The organism is Massilia brevitalea (genome assembly GCF_030711405.1).
Lineage (GTDB): Bacteria > Pseudomonadota > Gammaproteobacteria > Burkholderiales > Burkholderiaceae_D > Telluria > Telluria brevitalea.
The window spans coordinates 1-18586 of the sequence record NZ_JAULSI010000053.1; the positions used below are offsets into that span (position 1 = coordinate 1).

17 protein-coding genes are annotated in these 18586 nt (G+C 66.2%); 2 read left to right on the forward strand and 15 right to left on the reverse strand.

What is annotated here, in order from left to right; genetic code table 11:
* Nucleotides 1-81: 81 nt before the first annotated feature.
* The 5 genes from QWL29_RS23465 to QWL29_RS23485 form a co-directional block, all read right to left on the reverse strand.
* Nucleotides 82-963, reverse strand: coding sequence for a DMT family transporter (locus QWL29_RS23465; RefSeq protein ID WP_305825270.1), 882 nt, complete (start codon nt 961-963; stop codon nt 82-84).
* A gap of 57 nt (nt 964-1020) precedes the next feature.
* Nucleotides 1021-1524, reverse strand: a complete 504-nt coding sequence (locus tag QWL29_RS23470) for a peroxiredoxin (RefSeq protein WP_305825271.1) — start codon at nt 1522-1524, stop codon at nt 1021-1023.
* 80 nt (nt 1525-1604) lie between these two features.
* Entirely contained in the window at nt 1605-2621 is a 1017-nt protein-coding gene (locus QWL29_RS23475; protein WP_305825272.1) for a formylglycine-generating enzyme family protein, read from the reverse strand.
* A 99-nt stretch (nt 2622-2720) separates the two neighbouring features.
* Nucleotides 2721-3470, reverse strand: coding sequence for a LytR/AlgR family response regulator transcription factor (locus tag QWL29_RS23480; RefSeq protein WP_305825273.1), 750 nt, complete (start codon nt 3468-3470; stop codon nt 2721-2723).
* Complete coding sequence (locus tag QWL29_RS23485; protein ID WP_305825274.1) at nt 3467-4600, reverse strand: sensor histidine kinase; 1134 nt, start codon at nt 4598-4600, stop codon at nt 3467-3469. The genes QWL29_RS23480 and QWL29_RS23485 overlap by 4 nt, the downstream gene beginning before the upstream one ends.
* Nucleotides 4601-4772: 172 nt before the next feature.
* On the opposite strand from QWL29_RS23485, the gene QWL29_RS23490 reads away from it, so the two are divergent.
* Together QWL29_RS23490 and QWL29_RS23495 are read left to right on the forward strand one after the other, a co-directional pair.
* A complete protein-coding gene (locus tag QWL29_RS23490; RefSeq protein WP_305825275.1) occupies nt 4773-5657 on the forward strand; it encodes an RNA polymerase sigma-70 factor in 885 nt (294 codons plus the stop codon).
* 88 nt (nt 5658-5745) lie between these two features.
* The gene (locus QWL29_RS23495) at nt 5746-6210 is read left to right on the forward strand and encodes a carboxymuconolactone decarboxylase family protein (protein WP_305825276.1); all 465 of its coding nucleotides are present in this window, start codon (nt 5746-5748) and stop codon (nt 6208-6210) included.
* Between the two features lie 201 nt (nt 6211-6411).
* Here the strand turns inward: QWL29_RS23495 and ftsZ are convergent, their stop codons facing one another.
* The 10 genes from ftsZ to QWL29_RS23545 all read right to left on the reverse strand — a co-directional run bounded on the left by ftsZ (nt 6412) and on the right by QWL29_RS23545 (nt 18584).
* A complete protein-coding gene (ftsZ, locus tag QWL29_RS23500; protein ID WP_305825277.1) occupies nt 6412-7620 on the reverse strand; it encodes a cell division protein FtsZ in 1209 nt (402 codons plus the stop codon).
* 182 nt (nt 7621-7802) lie between these two features.
* The gene (ftsA, locus tag QWL29_RS23505) at nt 7803-9035 is read right to left on the reverse strand and encodes a cell division protein FtsA (protein ID WP_229437989.1); all 1233 of its coding nucleotides are present in this window, start codon (nt 9033-9035) and stop codon (nt 7803-7805) included.
* Nucleotides 9036-9047: 12 nt separating this feature from the next.
* Complete coding sequence (locus QWL29_RS23510) at nt 9048-9866, reverse strand: cell division protein FtsQ/DivIB (protein ID WP_305825278.1); 819 nt, start codon at nt 9864-9866, stop codon at nt 9048-9050.
* Nucleotides 9867-9869: 3 nt separating this feature from the next.
* Nucleotides 9870-10841, reverse strand: coding sequence for a D-alanine--D-alanine ligase (locus QWL29_RS23515; RefSeq protein WP_305825279.1), 972 nt, complete (start codon nt 10839-10841; stop codon nt 9870-9872).
* Entirely contained in the window at nt 10838-12235 is a 1398-nt protein-coding gene (gene murC, locus QWL29_RS23520) for a UDP-N-acetylmuramate--L-alanine ligase (RefSeq protein WP_305825280.1), read from the reverse strand. Before murC ends, QWL29_RS23515 begins: the two co-directional genes overlap by 4 nt.
* Nucleotides 12236-12246: 11 nt before the next feature.
* Complete coding sequence (murG, locus tag QWL29_RS23525) at nt 12247-13326, reverse strand: undecaprenyldiphospho-muramoylpentapeptide beta-N-acetylglucosaminyltransferase (RefSeq protein WP_305825281.1); 1080 nt, start codon at nt 13324-13326, stop codon at nt 12247-12249.
* Nucleotides 13323-14540: a putative lipid II flippase FtsW gene (gene ftsW, locus QWL29_RS23530; protein ID WP_305825282.1), complete on the reverse strand. Its 1218-nt coding sequence runs from the start codon at nt 14538-14540 to the stop codon at nt 13323-13325. Before ftsW ends, murG begins: the two co-directional genes overlap by 4 nt.
* Nucleotides 14540-16036, reverse strand: coding sequence for a UDP-N-acetylmuramoyl-L-alanine--D-glutamate ligase (murD, locus tag QWL29_RS23535; protein WP_305825283.1), 1497 nt, complete (start codon nt 16034-16036; stop codon nt 14540-14542). The genes ftsW and murD overlap by 1 nt, the downstream gene beginning before the upstream one ends.
* A gap of 3 nt (nt 16037-16039) precedes the next feature.
* Complete coding sequence (gene mraY / locus QWL29_RS23540; RefSeq protein ID WP_305825284.1) at nt 16040-17209, reverse strand: phospho-N-acetylmuramoyl-pentapeptide-transferase; 1170 nt, start codon at nt 17207-17209, stop codon at nt 16040-16042.
* 4 nt (nt 17210-17213) lie between these two features.
* Complete coding sequence (locus QWL29_RS23545; RefSeq protein WP_305825285.1) at nt 17214-18584, reverse strand: UDP-N-acetylmuramoyl-tripeptide--D-alanyl-D-alanine ligase; 1371 nt, start codon at nt 18582-18584, stop codon at nt 17214-17216.
* Nucleotides 18585-18586: the final 2 nt, after the last annotated feature.

Sequence of the window (18586 nt, forward strand, 5' to 3'; positions counted from 1 at the left end):
TTCAATCTTCTTCTTGCAAAACGGGTGGAGTCCATAGATACGGCAAGGCGCTCGCCGCCAGATACGGCATGTCAGGAGCGCTCATGGATGCTCGGATTCCGCGTGGCTCTTCTCGTGCCGGATCAGGTACAAACCACTGCCGATGATGATCGCCGCCCCAATCAGCGTGTACTCGTCGGGCAGGGTCTGCCACAGCATCCAGTCGATGGCCACGCCCCAGGCCAGGGCCGAGTATTCGAAGGGCGCCACCACCGAGCCCTCGCCGTGGCTGAAGGCCTCCGTGATCGCCAGCTGGCCGAAGAAGCCGCTCACCGCCAGCCCGCACAGCAGCATGATGTGCTCCGGATCGATGCTCACCCATTCCGGCGCCGCCAGGGCGGTCGCGCCGACCGACATCAGGAGCATCAGCCAGAACATCATCTGGCGCGTGCTGTCGGTGCGCGCCAGGATGCGCGCTGCGACCGCGGAAATCGCGTAGCACACGGCCGAACCGAGAATGGCCAGGCCGCCCAGGGTCAGGAAGCCGCCGCCCTCCGGGCGCAGCACCACCAGCACGCCGGCCAGTCCAACGAAGATGGCGATCCAGCGCGCCAGGTTGACCCGCTCCTTCAGGAAGAACACCGCCATCGCCGTGATCAGCGCCGGCGCGATGAAGAAGATGGAATAGGCTTCGGCCAGGCTGAGACGCTTGAGGCCGTACGCGAACAGCGCCAGCATGCCGATGCCGAGCACGCCGCGCAGGACATGCAGGGAAAAGCGCGCCTGCATCATCGATTTGAAGCCGCCGCGCCAGGCCACGTACAGCACCACCAGCGGCAGCGAGGACAGCGAGCGCAGCGCCGCCACCTGCATCGCCGGATAGTGGGCGGCGAGCAGCTTCATCGCGGTGTCCATCAGCGAGAACATGAAGACGGCGATCAGCATCGCGTAGATGCTGCGCAGGTTGCCGGAGACTTTACTCATGGATCACTCAAAACAAAAAACGGCGCCGCAGCGCCGTCGGGTGTGCAGACAGGAAGATCAGCCCAGCTGGGCCAGCAGCGCTTCGGCCTTCGAGACCTCGAAGCCGCCCTGCTCCACGTTCAGCTGCTCCACCACGCCGTCGACCACCAGCATCGAGTAGCGCTGCGAGCGCGTGCCCATGCCGTGCTTCGAGAAGTCGGCGTCCAGGCCGAGGGCCTTGCTGAAGGCGGCGTTACCGTCGGCCATCATGCGCACGGTGCCGGTGGCTTTCTGGTCGCGGCCCCAGGCGCCCATGACAAAGGCGTCGTTCACCGAGATGCACCAGATTTCGTCCACGCCCTTGGCCTTGAAGGCATCGGCATTCTGCACGAAGCCGGGCACGTGCTGGGCCGAGCAGGTTGGCGTGAATGCGCCCGGCAGGCCGAAGATGGCGATGGTCTTGCCTTTGACGAGATCGGCCACCTGGAAGGTGTTCGGGCCCAGGCTGCAGCCGGCGGTCTCGGTTTCCACGAATTCGGCCAGGGAGCCTTCCGGCAGGCGATCGCCAATCTGGATAGTCATTGCAGTGTTCCTTCAGTGTCGTTGTAAGAATCCCGGCAGTATGCACTATCCTCGCCGGTCCTGCAGCGCCTTGCTGCCGCTTACTTCGCCCCACTCTGCGCCCCGCCCTGCCCTGAGCGGCGTGCGCGTTCACTCCCCTGCGCCGCTGCCAGCGCGGCGGCAAAGGCCGGGTCACCCTCGGTGCAGCGGCTGCCGCTGCAGTCGCCGAGGTCTTCGGCAAGACGGAAGCCCTCGCCCAGGCTGCTGGCATTCGTGCGTCCGCCGTGGCCGCGTGCTGCGCTGCGCAGCACCAGGCGCGAGCCCGAATACGCGCCGCCGCGGGTGATGAAGTACTCGCCTTCGCAGCCGCGCGTCCAGGCCGAACCGTCAGCCGGGGCGCCGGCGTAGTCCGGATGCTGGCAGTCGGCCACCCACTCGGCCACGTTGCCGATCACGTCGTACAGGCCGAAAGCATTCGCCGGGTACATGCCGACCACCGTGGTGTACCCGGCGCCGTCGTCGCAATCGGTGACCGGCATGTCGAGGCCGTGGTCGCGCTTGACGGCATCACGGAAGCGCCGGTCCTTCATGTTGGCGTAGGCGCACAGGACGTCCGACGCATCCCCCGACGGGTATTTGGTGCTGGTGCCGGCGCGCGCCGCGTATTCCCATTCGGCTTCGCTGGGCAGCCGGAAGCGCCTGCCGGTTTGCTGCGCCAGCCAGTCGACGTAGGCCGTGGCATCGCGCTGGCTGACGCAGGTGACGGGATGGAAGTCGCCAGGCGCCACCGAGGGCGCATCCCACTTCACATCGGCCAGCTTGATGCCGTCGCCGCGGGCGAAGACCCAGCACTGTTCCTCGGTGCGGTAGCCGGTGACGGCGACGAACTCGCGGAACTGCGCCACCGTGGTCTCGAAGCGGGCCATGCGGAAGGATTTCACTTGAACCGTATGCGGCGGTGTTTCGCGCGGATTGTGGCTGCCGTCGCCGATCACCGGTTCCAGGCTGCCCATGGTGAAGCTGCCGGCCGGGATGGTGGCCATCGGCGGCAGCGTGGGTGCGGCCTGCACGGCCAGCGCGGCGCAGGCGAGGGAGAGGGACAGGAAGGCTTGTTTCATCGGGACTCCTTGGGTTATCGAGGAGTCCAGCATGCCGGCGGCCGGATCGCCGTTCCAGCCCGGGACGACGGGTCGACAATGGCGCCGACCGGCGGCAAGCTACATCGCCGCGAACAGCGGCACGTAGGCGCGGCTGACCGGCAGCTCATTGGCGTATCCACGGATGCGCAGGAACAGGCGGCTGGCCTCGTCGCGGCGGGTGCCGGCCAGGTGCGCCAGGTTGATGATGGTCGACCGGTGCACCTGCCAGAACTCGTCGGGATCGAGGCGCGCCGCCAGTTCCGCGATCGGGGTGCGGATCAGGTATTCGTCGCTGGCGGTGCGAACCACGGTGTACTTGTCGTCGGCATGGAAGAACAGGATTTCATTGACCGCGATGTTGTGGACGCTGCCGCCCTTCCCTGCCCGTACATAGCGCAGGGGCTCGCCTGCCGGCTGTCCCATCAGGCGGCGCAGCGTTGCCGCCAGCGCGGCGTCATCCTGCGGCGGCGCAGCCAGGGCTTCCTGCACGCGCTCGATCGTGCGCTGCAGGCGTTCCGTGCGCAGGGGCTTCAGCAGGTAGTCCAGCGCCGCGTGCTCGAAGGCCTGCACTGCATACTCGTCGTAGGCGGTGACGAAAATGGCGCGCGTGCGGCCCTCGATGCCTTGCGCGACTTCCAGGCCGCTCAGGCCCGGCATGCGGATATCGAGGAAGGCGAGGTCGGGCTCATGCTCGGCGATGGCCGCCAGCGCATCGATGCCGTTCGCCGCCACCGCCACGATGGCGAGTTCGGGCCAGAGCCGCGCCAGCTGCTGCTCCAGGTGCTGGGCGAGGTGCGGTTCGTCGTCGGCGATCAGGGCAGTGGTCATGGCTTGGCCTGGTAGGGCAGTTCGATGGTGGCGCCGGTGCCGCCGGCGTGCAGCGGGTGCAGCAGGTGCAGGCTGGCGCGTTCGCCGTAGCGGTGCTGCAGGCGGGCGCGGATGTTCGCCAGTGCGGTGCCGGCGCCTTTTGCCGCTGGCGGCGCGTCCGCGCCCAGGCCATCGTCCAGCACCTGGACACGCAGGCGCCCGCCTTCGACCGCGGCCACGATGCGCACCTCGCCACCCGCCAGCTTTGGCTCCAGGCCGTGGCGGATCGCGTTCTCCACCAGCGGCTGCAACAGCAGCGGCGGCAACAGCGCGGCGCGTGCGTCCGCGTCCGCCTCAACCGCGAAGCGCAGGCGTTCCCCCATGCGGATCTGCAGCAGGCGCAGGTAGTTGGCGGCCATCGCAAGTTCGGCGTCGAGCGTGGTTTCCTGCACGCGCAGCTGGCCCATGCCGGCGCGCAGGTGGTCCGAAAACGCTTCCAGCATGGCGCGGGCGCGCGGCGGATCGGCGTCGAGCAGGCTTTCGATATTCGCCAGCGTGTTGAACAGGAAGTGCGGCTCGATCTGGGCCTGCAGCAGGCGCAGCTGCGCTTCGGCGGCCTGCGCCTGCATCGCCTGGCGCTGCAGGCGGCCGCGCCAGAAGAGTGCGGCGACCAGGCCCAGGAAAGGCAGGAACTGCAGCACGCGCAGCTGGCGCCGCAAGGCAGATGAGGCGAAGAATTCGCTGTCGGGATAGGTCAGCGCCAGCAGCGCGCTGCCCAGCAGGTTCCCGAGCATCAGGCCGGCCAGCAGAAGCAGGCTGACCAGCGCCGCCGCGCGCCAGTCGCGCACCGGCGACAGCTTTTCCAGCAGCGCCTGCGGCAGCAGCGCCTCGGCCAGGCGCGCCACGCCCAGCATGCTCCAGGCAATGACCAGGAACAGCAGCAGCATGCCGAGCAGCAGGCGGTGCAGGAAACTGGAATCGGGCACGTTCACGGTGATCACGCCGGCCAGGCCCAGCAGGCAGAGGGCGGCCCAGGCCAGCAGCGCCAGCATGGAGGCGATGGCGAGGTGGGGCCAGGCGTCGGTAGCGCCGCGCTTGCGCAGGGACCAGAACGCACGCCATGTGTGCGCAGCTGTCGAAGAAAGAATCATCTTTCTAGTCTACAACACGCAAGTGGCGCCGCCACATGGCTGCGACGGATCGACAGCCGGGCCGACGAATGGGCGACGAATCGGCCAACAATCGGCCGACAATCGGCAAGCTGTCACAAACGGCCGGCGCCGGCCGTCTTGCATGGTTCGCCCACCCAACCGAGAATGCACCATGTCCCTTCCCTCTTCCACTGAACCCGCCGACAGCTTCGCCGCCGTGCGCCCGCGCCTGTTTGCAATTGCCTACCGCATGCTCGGCACGCGCGCCGATGCCGAGGACGTGGTGCAGGATGCCTGGCTGCGCTGGAACGGCAGCGATCACGCGGCCATCGCCACGCCCGAGGCCTGGCTGGTCACGGTCACGACGCGCCTGGCGATCGACCGCCTGCGCAGCCGCAAGATCGAACGCGAGGCCTATGTCGGCTGGTGGCTGCCCGAACCCATCATCGAGGATGCGCATACGCCGGAAACGGCGGCGGAGCTGGCGAGCGAAGTCTCGGTCGCCTTCCTGTGGGTGCTGGAGCGCCTGGCGCCGGAAGAGCGCGCCGCCTTCCTGCTGCGCCAGGTATTCGAGCAGGACTACGCCGAGATTGCCGCCCTGCTCGGCAAGTCGGAAGCGACCTGCCGCCAGCTGGTGCACCGGGCCCAGGCCCGCGTGCAGCAGGAAAAGCCGCGCTTCGCGGTGCCGCAGGCGGCGCACCGCGCACTGCTGGCGCGCTTCATGCAGGCGGCCGGCGGCGGCGACCGCGCGGCCATGAAAGCCTTGATGAGCGAGGACGTGCAGCTGGTGTCGGATGGCGGCGGCAAGGTGAAGTCCTTCATGCGCGTGCTGGTCGGCGCCGGACGCGTGGCCGGCGTCTACTGGTCGGTGGAACACGCCTTCCCGGGACGGGTGGCCTACCGCCCTGCGCTGGTGAACGGCGAGCCGGGGCTGCTGCGCTATGTCGACGGCCGCATCGAGTCGGCGCAGTCCTTCATCGTGGATGAGGGGCGGATCGTGGCCGCCTTCGTGATCCGCAATCCCGACAAGCTGGCAGGAGCGCCGCAAACGATCTGAATCGTGGCTGTCACAAACCCGGATGCCGGTCCGTCTTCAGGGCATGGAGCGCGCATGGTGCGCCTCCCTTCCCTGAAAGGACAACATCATGTCTCACGAAGCCCGACTCGATTTCTACAAGCTGGCCCATCCCAACCTGCAGGCGATGATCGCCCTGTCCGCGAGCGTGAAGAAAAGTTCGCTCGGCGTGCGCCTGGTGGAGCTGGTCAATCTGCGGGTCTCGCAGGTCAACGGCTGCGGCGTCTGCATCGACATGCACTGGCGCGATCTCATCAAGCAGGAAGCCGACCCGCGCCACCTGAACGCGGTGGCCGGCTGGCGCGAGGCGCCCTTCTTCAGCGCGCGCGAACGGGCGGCCTTGCGTTGGGCCGAGGCGGTGAATGCGATTCCCGTGTCGACGCCGTCGGACGAGGATTTCGCGGAATTGCAGGCGCAGTTCAGCGACAACGAGATTGCCGAGCTGGGGTATACGATTGCGGTGATCAAGGGTTGGAATACGCTGAATGTGAGCTTGCGCAATCCGATTCCCGAGGTGCCGGCGCCGGGGTTTTAAGTAGGGTGGACTGCTCTGCACATCAGTTTGCGGAGCCGGATTCCCGAGGGCCCTGTGACGCGGTTCTGAGCCGCGGCTGCAAGATACGTAGGGTGGGCGCTCCTGTGCCCACCCTACGCGGCCAACATCCCCAATAAAAAACGGGACCGGAGCGCAAGCTCCGGTCCCGTTTTTGCTAACCAACCAAACCGTTATAAACGATCAGTCAGCCTGCTTGCGCAAGAACGCCGGAATGTCGTAAGTCTCGACGCCGTTGCGCTGCATTGCCTGCACCTGTTCCGATGCCTGCTCGCGGCGCCACACGGCCGGCTGCTTCATGCCGTCGTTGCCGCCGAGGTTGCCCGCATGGCCGGCGTGGCCGGTGTTCAGGCCTGCCGGCAGGGTGGCGGCGCCCATCACCGGGGTGTTGTAGGTGCCGGTGCGCAGGACTTGCTGCGGCTGCTGGACCAGCTGCATCTTCTGCGCCTTGCCCAGGCCGGTGGCGACCACGGTCACGCGGATCTCGTCGCCCATCGCGTCGTCGTAGGCGATGCCCTGTGCGATCGACGCGTCGGGGGCGGCAAAGGCGCGCACGGCGGCCATGACTTCCTTGATCTCCTTGCCCTTCAGGCCGCGCGAGGCGGTCACGTTCACCAGCACGCCCTTGGCGCCGGACAAATCGATACCGTCCAGCAGCGGCGAAGCGACAGCCTGTTCGGCGGCGATGCGCGCGCGGTCGACGCCGGCGGCGGTGGCCGTGCCCATCATGGCCTTGCCCTGCTCGCTCATGATGGTCTTCACGTCGTTGAAGTCGACGTTGATGTGGCCCGGCACGTTGATGATCTCGGCGATACCGGCGACGGCGTTGTTCAGCACGTCGTCGGCATGCTTCATCCATTCGAGCATGGATTCATCTTCGTAGATGTCTTCCAGCTTTTCGTTGAGGATGATGATCAGGGAGTCGACGTGCTTGGACAGTTCTTCGAGGCCGGCTTCGGCGACGTCCATGCACTTCTTGCCTTCGTACGAGAACGGCTTGGAGACGACGGCCACGGTCAGGGCGCCCATGGTTTTCGCGACTTCGGCCACGATCGGTGCGGCGCCGGTGCCGGTGCCGCCGCCCATGCCGGCGGCGATGAAGACCATGTGCGCGCCGCGCAGCGAATCCTCGATGCGCGAGCGGGTCTGCTCGGCCAGCTGGCGGCCGATTTCCGGACGCATGCCGGCGCCCAGGCCGGACTCGCCGATCTGGATGATGTTGTTCGCGCTCGATGCGGCAAGTGCCTGGGCATCGGTATTTGCGGCGATGAACTCGACGCCCGAGACGCCTTTGTTGATCATGTGCTGCACCGCGTTGCCGCCTGCACCACCAACGCCGACGACCTTGATCACCGTTCCCAGTGCTGCGTTATCGACCATATCGAACTCCATGATGTGACTCCTCATCTTCAAATTGCAGCACCCAAGCGCCAAACCTCACAAGGTTATCAGGACTGGCCCATGGATACTGCTATGTATTGTAAAAATATGTGTGTTTGTATCGAATCAAAGACGCTTGTTGAGGCCGCCCATTGCTGCTCAGAAATCTACTGTGTAAACCGGACCATCTGCCTTCAGAAATTCCCCAAGAACCATTCCTTCATGCGCTGCCAGACCGCCTTCACCGAACCATCCTGGCGCGTCACGATATGGCCTCGCAGGTACTGCTTTTTCGCTTCCAACAGCAAACCCAAGACAGTCGCGTAGCGCGGGCTGCGCACCACGTCGGCCAGCTGGCCGCGGTAGTCCGGCGTGCCGAGGCGGGTCGGTTTCAGGAACATGTCCTCGGCCATCTCTATCATCCCCGGCATCATCGCGGTGCCGCCGGTGAGCACGATGCCCGACGAGAGCACGCCCTCGTAGCCGGACTCGCGCACCACCTGGTGCACCATCGCGAACAGTTCTTCCACGCGCGGCTCGATCACCGCCGCCAGCGCCTGGCGCGAGAGTGCGCGCGGGCCGCGGTCGCCCAGGCCCGGCACTTCCAGGGTCTCGCCCGGATCGGCCAGCACCTGCTTGGCCACGCCGTAGCGCAGCTTGATTTCTTCCGCTTCGCCGGTCGGCGTGCGCAGCGCCATCGCGATGTCGCTGGTGATCTGGTCGCCGGCAATCGGGATCACGGCCGTGTGGCGGATCGCGCCGTCGCTGAAGACCGCAATGTCGGTGGTGCCGCCGCCGATGTCGATCAGGACCACGCCGAGTTCCTTTTCGTCGCCGGTCAGCACGGCGTCGGCCGAGGCCATCGGCTGCAGGATCAGGTCCGACACTTCGAGACCGCAGCGGCGCACGCACTTGACGATGTTCTGCACCGCAGACACCGCGCCGGTGACGATGTGCACGCGCACTTCCAGGCGGATGCCGCTCATGCCGATCGGCTCGCGCACGTCTTCCTGGTTGTCGACGATGAACTCCTGCGGCACCGTGTGCAGCAGTTGCTGGTCGGTCGGGATGTTGACCGCTTTCGCCGTCTCGATCACGCGCGCGACGTCGGTGGCGGTGACTTCCTTGTCCTTGATCGCGACCATGCCGCTCGAGTTGAACGAGCGGATATGGCTGCCCGCGATGCCGGCGTACACATTGCGGATCTTGCAGTCGGCCATCAGCTCGGCTTCTTCGAGCGCGCGCTGGATCGATTCGACGGTGGCCTCGATGTTGACCACGACGCCCTTCTTCAATCCCTTCGACTCGTGCTGACCGAGGCCGATGACCTCGTGGCGTCCGTCGGACATCACCTCGGCCACGACGGCCACCACCTTCGAGGTGCCGATGTCGAGGCCGACGATCAGGTTTTTCGCGTCTTTTGTCATTGCTCGCCTGCTTTAGATATGCTTGGTTGTTTTGTTGGTTGTTTTTTTCTTCACCGTCGGCTTCACCGGCTTTGTCGCGTCCGCAGGCACGGTAAGTGCCGCCGACGAGAGAGCCAGGCCGTTCGGGTAACGCATGTCGATCGTATCGATGCGGCCTTCCTGCAGCCTTGCGACCAGCTGCGGGTAGACCCCGACCAGGCGCGATACGCGCGCCTTGACGGAATTCTTGTCCTGCTCGCGGCCGAGCTCCACGCTCATGCCGTTGTCCAGCTTCACGGTCCAGGCATAACGCGAGGACAGCGCGAGTTCCTGCGGCACCAGCTTCACCGGCGCGAACCAGGCGCGCAGTTCGGCAAAGCGGGCCAGCACTTCCTTCTCGCTGCCGGCCGGTCCCGTGAACGCCGGCAGCTCGTGGTCGTCGTCGGCCTCGGCCAGGTTGGCGGTGAACACATCCCCTTTCACCGACAACAAACGGCCTTCGCCCCAGGTGCCGAGCGCCTCGTGTTCCTCGACCTCGACGATCAGCTGGTTCGGCCACTCGCGCCGCACCGTGGCGCGCCGCACCCAGGGTACGGCCTCGAAGGTGGTGCGCACCTGGTCCAGGTCCGTGGTGAAGAAATTCCCGCGGATCTTGCCCAGCACGCTGTTGCGTACCGTGAGTTCGTTCACGTGGCGCAGGCCGATGCCGTACAGGCTCTCGATCTTCACCGCGCGCAGCGTGAACATCGGCCGCTGGCTCAGCCACCACACGCCGCTCGCCACACCGGCGAGCAGCGTCGCCGCCAGCAGCGTGCTGGCGGTGGCGTTCAGGGCGCGTGCGTCATGCCACATTGCTTAGCCTTGTGCCTTCACCATCTTGCAGCGCGCCGTGCGCAGGATCTCGACGCACAGCTCTTCGTAGTCGATGCCCACCGCACGCGCCGCCATCGGCACCAGCGAGTGCCCGGTCATGCCCGGCGAGGTATTCACTTCCAGCAGGAAAGGACGCATGTCGCGCTCGCGCACCAGCACATCGACCCGGCCCCAGCCTTCGCAGCCGAGCGCGCGGTAGGCATGCACGGCGTGCTTCTGGATTTCCTCGGCCAGCTCCGCCGGCAGGTCCGCCGGGCAGTGGTACTGGGTGTCGTCGGTGAAGTACTTGTTCTGGTAATCGTAGTTGCCGGCCGGGGCCACGATCTCGACGATGGGCAGCGCGCGCGCATCCTTGCCGGAGCCGAGCACGGCGACCGTGAACTCGCGGCCGGTGACGAATTCCTCGGCCAGGATGACCTCGTCGAAGCCGGCGGCCAGGGCCACGGCGGCTTCGAATTCCTCGGCCTGTTCCACTTTCGTGATGCCGATGGTCGAGCCTTCGAGTGGCGGCTTGACGATCAGCGGCAGGCCGAGTTCGGCGACCACGGCATCCAGGTCGTCGCCCGGCGTCACGGTGGCGTAGCGCGGGGTCGGAATGCCTTTCGACAGCCAGATGATCTTGGTGGTGATCTTGTCCATGCCGACCGACGAGGCCATGACGCCGCTGCCGGTGTAAGGAATGCCGAGCTGCTCGAGGGCGCCCTGCAGGCTGCCGTCTTCGCCGTAGCGGCCGTGCAGCGCGATGAAGACGCAGTCGAATTGTTCCGCTGCGAGTTCGGCCAGGCTACGCTCGGCCGGGTCGAAGGCGTGGGCGTCGATGCCGCGGCTTTTCAGGGCGTTCAGGACGCCGGTGCCGGACATGATCGATACGTCGCGCTCGGCCGAGCGGCCGCCCATCAGGACGCCGACCTTGCCGAAGTTGGTGAGGATGTTGGCAGATGCGTTAGTGCTCACGAAGCCACCTTTTGGGAAGAAGTTAACAGGTGCGGAACGCCGCTGATCGAGCCCGCGCCCATGGTCAGCACGACGTCGCCGTCACGCACTGCCTGGCGGATCGCGTCGGGCATCTCGGCGATGGTTTCCACGAAAATCGGTTCGGTCTTGCCGCCGGTGCGCAGTGCGCGCGCCAGGGCACGCCCATCGGCCGCGACGATCGGCGCCTCGCCTGCCGGGTAGACTTCGGACAGCAGCAGCACGTCGGGCGCCGACAGGACCTTGACGAAGTCCTCGAACAGATCGCGCGTGCGGCTGTAGCGGTGCGGCTGGAAGGCCAGCACCAGGCGCCGGCCCGGGTAGGCGGCGCGCGCGGCGGCCACGGTGACTTCGGTTTCCACCGGGTGATGGCCGAAATCGTCGACCAGGGTAAAGCTGCCGCCGCCTTCGAGCGCGACTTCGCCGTAGCGGGTGAAGCGGCGGCCGACGCCGCGGAATTCCAGCAGGCCCTGCGCGGTGGCGGCATCGTCGATGCCGATTTCGCGCGCAATCGCGATTGCCGAGCAGGCGTTCAGCACATTGTGCATGCCGGGCTGGTTCAGCACGAACCTGGTGTCCGGGTAGCCTTCCTGGCGCACCGTGAAGTGCATGTGCACGCCGTCGGCATAGGCATCCAGCGCGCGCACTTGCGCGTCTTCGGCGAAGCCGTAGGTGGTCACCGGCTTGGTGACCTGCGGCAGGATGGCGCGCACGTGGCGGTCGTCGATGCACAGCATCACGCGGCCGTAGAACGGCAGGCGGTGCGTGAAGTTGACGAACGCGGCCTTCAATTTCTCGAAGTCGTGCTCGTAGGTTTCCATGTGGTCGGCGTCGATGTTGGTGATCACCTCGATCATCGGCGACAGGTTCAGGAAGGATGCATCCGACTCGTCGGCCTCGGCCACGATGTAGTCGCCGGTGCCCAACTTGGCGTTCGCGCCGGCGGCAGTCAGGCGGCCACCGATCACAAAGGTCGGGTCCAGGCCGCCTTGGGCCAGCACCGACGCCACCAGGCTGGTGGTGGTGGTCTTGCCGTGGGTGCCGGCAATCGCGATGCCGCGCTTCAGGCGCATCAGTTCGCCCAGCATGATCGCGCGCGGCACGACCGGGATTTGCGCGGCGCGCGCGGCCATCACTTCCGGGTTGGCTTCGTTGACGGCGGTCGAGGTCACGACCGCGTCGGCGCCGGCCATGTTCTCGGCGGCGTGGCCCAGGTAGACGCGCGCGCCCAGGTCCTTCAGGCGCTGGGCGGCCGGGTTGTTCGACAGGTCCGAACCCGACACTTTATAGCCGAGGTTGAGCAGCACCTCGGCGATGCCGCTCATGCCGCTGCCGCCGATGCCTACAAAATGGATGTGCTTGATCTTGTGCTTCATGTTCTTGGTTCTTAGTTCTTATTGTTGGCGAGTTGTTCGAGTACGTTTGCGATGGCTTCGTTGGCGTCGCGCTTGCCCACTTTTTGCGCCGCCTCGGCCATCGCCAGGCATTGCGCACGCGTGGTGTTCATCAGCAGTTGCGCCACGCGCTCGGCCGACAGTTCGCCTTGCGGCAGGTGGATCGCCGCCCCCTGCTTGTCCATCCATACCGCATTGTTGCGCTGGTGGCTGGTGGTCGATGCCACGAAAGGCACCAGCACGCTGGCCACGCCGGCCGCCGTCAATTCCGACACGGTGATTGCGCCGGCGCGGCAGATCACGAGATCGGCCTCGGCGTAGGCGGCGGCCATGTCGTCGATGAAGTCGACCACGTTTGCCTGCACTTCGGCTGCCGCATACGCTGCGCGCAAGGCCTCGATGTTCTTCTTGCCCGACTGGTGGGTGACGATCGGGCGCACGTTCGCGTCGATGCGCGCCAGCGCGGCCGGCACGCTGTCGTTCAATACCTTCGCACCGAGGCTGCCGCCAACCACCAGCACGCGCAGCGGGCCGGAGCGCTCTAGAAAGCGTGCGGCGGGCGCCGGCAAGTCGAGGATGGCCTGGCGCACCGGATTGCCGGTGACGATTGCCTTGCCCGCGGCATTGCCGAAGTCTGCGGGGAAGCCGAACAGCACGCGGCTCGCCAAGGGCGTCAGGGTCTTGTTCGACAACAGCAGCGCGGCATCGGCATTCACCAGGGCCAGCGGAATGCCGCGCGTACGCGCCATCATCCCGCCCGGAACGGTCACGTAACCGCCCATGCCCAGCACCACGTCCGGCTTGCGCTGTTTCAAAACGCGCAGGCAGGTGGCGAAGCTGGCCGCCATCTTGAAGGCGCCCTTCACGGTGTGACCGAGGCCCTTGCCGCGCAGGCCGGCGAAGTCGATGCTGTCCATCGGGATGCCCTGCTTCGGCACGAACTCGTTTTCCATGCCGTGGGCGGTGCCCAGCCAGGTGACGCTCCAGCCACGCTCGCGCATGGTCTGGGCGATTGCCACGCCGGGGAAGATGTGGCCGCCGGTGCCGGCGGCCATGATCATGAGTTTCTTCATATGCGTCCTCCGCGCATCAGGACGCGATTCTCGTAGTCGATGCGCAGCAGGATCGCCAGGCCGACGCAGTTGATCATGATGCCGGTGCCGCCATAGCTCATCAGAGGGAGCGTCAAACCCTTGGTGGGCAGCAGGCCCAGGTTCACGCCCATGTTGATGAAGGTCTGCACGCCGAGCCAGATGCCGATGCCCTTGGCGGCGAGGCCGGCGAAGAACTGGTCGAGCGCGATGGCCTGGCGGCCGATGTCGAAGGCGCGCTTGACCAGGAAGTAGAACAGCGCCAGCACCACCAGCACGCCGGCCAGGCCCAGCTCTTCGCCGATCACGGCCATGATGAAGTCGGTGTGCGCTTCCGGCAGGTAGTGCAGCTTTTCGACGCTGTTGCCCAGGCCAACGCCGGACAATTCGCCGCGGCCAAAGGCGATCAGCGAGTGGGTCAGCTGGTAGGCCTTGTCCAGGGCATTGTCTTCCTGCCAGGGGTCGAGGTAGGCGAACATGCGCGCGCGCCGGAACGGCGACAGCGCGATGATCGACGAGAACACCACCACCAGGATGGCGCCGATGCCGCCGAACCACACCATGTTGAAGCCGCCCAGGAACAAAATGCCCATGGCGATGCAGACGATGACGCCAAAGGCGCCCAGGTCGGGCTCGAGCAGCAGCAGCATGCCGACCACGCCCACGGCAAAGGCCATCGGCATGAAGCCCTTGGTCAGCTTGTGCATGTATTGCTGCTTGCGCACGGTGAAGTCGGCGGCGTACAGCACCACCACGATCTTCATGATCTCGGACGGCTGCACCTGGAACAGTTTCAGCGACAGCCAGCGGCGCGCACCGTTCACCGACACGCCGACGCCCGGCACCAGCACCAGCATCAGCATGAACAGCGTGACCACGAACATCAGCGGCGCCAGCTTCTGCCAGGCGGCCACCGGAATGCGGAAGGCTAAGTAGGCGGCCACCACCGACACCGAAATGAAGACGGCCTGGCGCAGCAGGAAGTATTCGTGCTTGCCCTGCAGGTAGGAGAACTTGGGCGAGTCCGGCAGCGCGATCGAGGCCGAATACACCATCACCATCCCGAACAGCATCAGGATCAGCACCACCCACACCAGCGGCTGGTCGTAGTCCATCATCTTCGACGGCCGCGCGCGCTCGGCAATCGCCGCCTCGCCTTTCGGCGCCGAGAATTTGAACGGGATCTGGAAAGCCATCAGAGCTCCACTCCCCGGTCCAGCGCCACGTCGCGCACGGTGTCGACGAACACCTGGGCGCGGTGCGCATAGTTGGTGAACATGTCGAGGCTGGCGCAGGCCGGCGACAGCAGCACGCAGTCGCCCGCGCGCGCCAGGCCCGCGGCGCGGCGCGTGGCCTGCGGCAAATCGCTCATGTCGAAGCACGGCACGCCGGACGGCTCGAGGGCCGCTTTTACGGCAGCGGCATCCTTGCCGATCAGGAGCACGGCGCGCACGTAGCGCGACACCGGCTCGGCCAGCGGCGTGAAGTCCTGCCCCTTGCCGTCGCCGCCGGCAATCAGCACGATCTGCTGGTCCTGGCCGGCGAATGCCTTGCCCAGGCCCTGCAATGCGGCGACGGTGGCGCCGACGTTCGTGCCCTTGCTGTCGTCGTAGAAGTCGACGCCGTCGATGTGCGCGACCAGCTCCACACGGTGCGGCTCGCCGGCGTACTCGCGCAGGCCGTGCAGCAGCGGCGCCAGCGGCAGGCCGGCAGCGCGGCACAGGGCCAGCGCGGCCAGGGCGTTCGAGGCATTGTGCAGGCCGCGGATTTTCAGGGCGTCGGCCGGCATCAGGCGGTTCACCGTGATCTCGACCGGCTCGGGGACTTCCCCTTTCTTGCGTTTCTTCTCGCTCGGCTCGCCGCCAACGGCGGTGGCCAGCCACAGCACGCCGCGCTCGTTGACCAGGCCCATCGCATTCGCCGCATCAGGTTCGCCGGTGCCAAAGGTCACGAACGGCGCGCTTGGTGCCGTCATGTTCATGACAGTCGCGTCGTCGCGGTTCAGCACGCGGATGGTGTCCGCACCAAAAATGCGCGCCTTGTCGGCCGCATAGGCCGCCATGTCGCCATGCCAGTCCAGGTGATCCTGGGTGATGTTCAGCACCGTGGCCGCGTCGGCGTTCAGGCTGAAGGTGGTGTGCAGCTGGAAGCTGGACAGTTCCAGCACCCAGGCCTGCGGCAGCTTCTCTTCAGCGAGCGCTTCGCGCAACACGTCCAGCGCCGCCGGGCTGATGTTGCCGGCCACGCGCGTGTCGAAGCCGGCGCGGCGGCACAGCAGGCCGGTCAGGCTGGTGACGGTGGTCTTGCCGTTGGTGCCGGTAATGGCAATGACTTTCGGGCTGTAGCCCTGGCTTTCCTTCAATGATGCCAGCGCCTGCGCGAACAGTTCGATCTCGCCCCACAGCGGAATGGCTTGTTCTGCAGCGGCCGGCGCAATGGCGGCCAGCTCGCGGTTCGGCGCCAGGCCTGGGCTGATGGCGACAAAGCCCACGCCGTCCAGCAAATCGGCGTTGAAGTCGCCGGCCACGAATTCGGCGCCCGGCACGGCGTCGCGCAAGGCGGACAGGCGTGCCGGTTCGGCGCGCGTGTCGGCCACGCGCACGCGCGCGCCGCAACGGGCCAGCCATTGCGCCATCGCGAGCCCGGATTCGCCGAGCCCGAGTACCAGTGCGAGTTTGCCGTTGTAGTCCATGGATCAGCGCAGTTTCAAGGTGGAGAGACCGACGAGGACCAGGATCATCGTCACGATCCAGAAGCGGATCACGACCTTGGTCTCTTTCCAGCCTTTTTGTTCGAAATGGTGGTGCAGCGGCGCCATCAGGAACACGCGGCGCCCGACGCCGTAGCGCTTCTTGGTGTACTTGAACCAGCTGACCTGGATGATCACCGACACGGTTTCGGCCACGAACACGCCGCCCATGATGAACAGCACGATCTCCTGGCGCACGATGACGGCGATGGTGCCGAGCGCGCCGCCCAGCGCCAGCGCGCCGACGTCGCCCATGAACATCTGGGCCGGGTGCGCGTTAAACCACAGGAAGGCCAGGCCCGCGCCGGCCATGGCGCCGCAGAAGATCAGGATTTCGCCGGCGCCGGCGATGTGCGGGATGAACAGGTATTTCGCGTACGTCACGTTGCCGGTCAGGTAGGCGATCAGGCCCAGCGCACCGCCGACCATCACGGTCGGCATGATGGCCAGGCCATCGAGGCCGTCGGTGAAATTCACCGCGTTCGAGGTGCCGACGATCACGCAATACGTCAGCGCGATGAAGCCCCACACGCCCAGCGGGTAGCTGATGGTCTTGAAGAAGGGGACGATCAGGTCGGCCTTCGGCGGCAGGTCCATCGAGAAGCCCGACTGCACCCAGGCCCAGAACAGCTGGCCCACTTCCCACGGGTTGCGCGCCGAGACCGAGAACGCCAGGTATAGCGAGGCGGCGATGCCGATCAGCGACATCCAGAAGTATTTTTCGCCCGAGCGCATGCCTTCCGGGTCCTGGAAGACCACCTTGCGGTAGTCGTCGACCCAGCCGATGGCGCCGAAGCCGAGCGTCACGACCAGCACCGGCCAGATCAGGCGGTTCGACAGATCGCACCACAGCAGGGTCGAGATGGCGATGGAAATCAGGATCAGCACGCCGCCCATGGTCGGGGTGCCGTGTTTTTTCAGGTGGGTCTGCGGGCCTTGCGTGCGCACCGCCTGGCCGACCTTCAGTTCGGTCAGTTTGCGGATCACGGCCGGACCCGTGAACAGGCCGAGCGCGATCGCGGTGATCGCCGCCGACACCGCACGGAAGGTGATGAAGTTAAAGATGCGCATCGGACCGATATAGTCCTGCAGGTATTGTGCAAGCCAGAGAAGCATGGTGTTAGTGGGCGTCCTTGCCAGTGTTTGTTGAACCAATCAGGTGATTGACCACGCGTTCCATCTTCATGAAGCGCGAGCCCTTCACCAACACAGTTGCATCAGAATTGCCGCCCAGTTGCTCGTCCAGTGCTGCCAATAATGCGTCGAACTGCTCGAAATATGCGGCGCCCGCCGTCGCCAGGTGGCGCGACAGATCGCCCGTTGCCAGCACGCGCTCGATGCCGCGTGCCTGCGCATAAGCGCCAATCTCTTCGGTGAATTCCTTGCCCTGGGCGCCGACTTCGCCCATGTCGCCGATCACCAGGAAACGCGGCGCCGGATAGCTGGCCAGCACGTCGATCGCGGCGCGCATCGAATCCGGGTTCGCGTTGTAGGTGTCGTCGATCACCAGTGCACCATTCGCTGCGCGCTTGCTTTGCAGGCGGCCGCCGACCGGCGCAAAGGCTTCCAGGCCGCACACGATGGTGTCGCCGTCGATGCCGGCCGCCAGCGCGCAGGCGAACGCCGCGAGCGCATTGCGCACATTGTGTTCGCCGGCGGCCGCCAGTGTTACCGCGAATTCGCCGCCAGGGGTAGTCACTTTCAAATTGTTACCGAAGCCATTGCTTGCGTACGACGCGCGCACGGCGCAGGCCTCGTCCAGGCCGAATGTCAGGCTGCGGCAGTGCGACGCCAGCCCCTGCCAGATCGGCGTATAGGTGTCGTCGCCCGGATACACGGCCACGCCGTCGCTGGCGAGCGCGGTGAACACCGAACCGTTTTCCAGCGCCACCGCTTCCACCGTGTGCATGAATTCCTGGTGCTCGCGCTGGGCGTTGTTCACCAGGGCGACCGTTGGCTGGGCGATCGCCGCCAGGCGGCCAATCTCGCCCGGGTGGTTCATGCCCAGCTCCACTACGGCGGCGCGGTGCGCAGCCTGCAGGCGCATCAGCGTCAGCGGCACGCCGATCTCGTTGTTCAGGTTACCCTGCGTGGCCAGGCGCTCGGATTCGCCGAAGGCGGCGGCCAGGATGGACGCGATCATTTCCTTGACCGTGGTCTTGCCGTTGCTGCCGGTGACGCCGATCAGGGGGATGCCGTATTGGCGGCGCCAGCTGTTGGCGATCTGGCCCAGGGCCGTGAGCGTATCCGGCACCACGATGGCCGGCAGGGTCCAGCCCTCCGGCAGGCGCTCGACGACCACGCCGGCCACGCCGCGCGCGGCAACCTGCTCCAGGAAATCGTGGGCATCGAAAGTCTCGCCGCGCAATGCGACGAACAGCGCGCCGGCGGGAGCCGTACGGCTGTCGGTCGAGACACTGTCGAACACGGCATCCGCCGTCAGGCGGCTGCCAGTGATCGATGTGCTTAATGTTGCGAGCGAACCGCGCATGC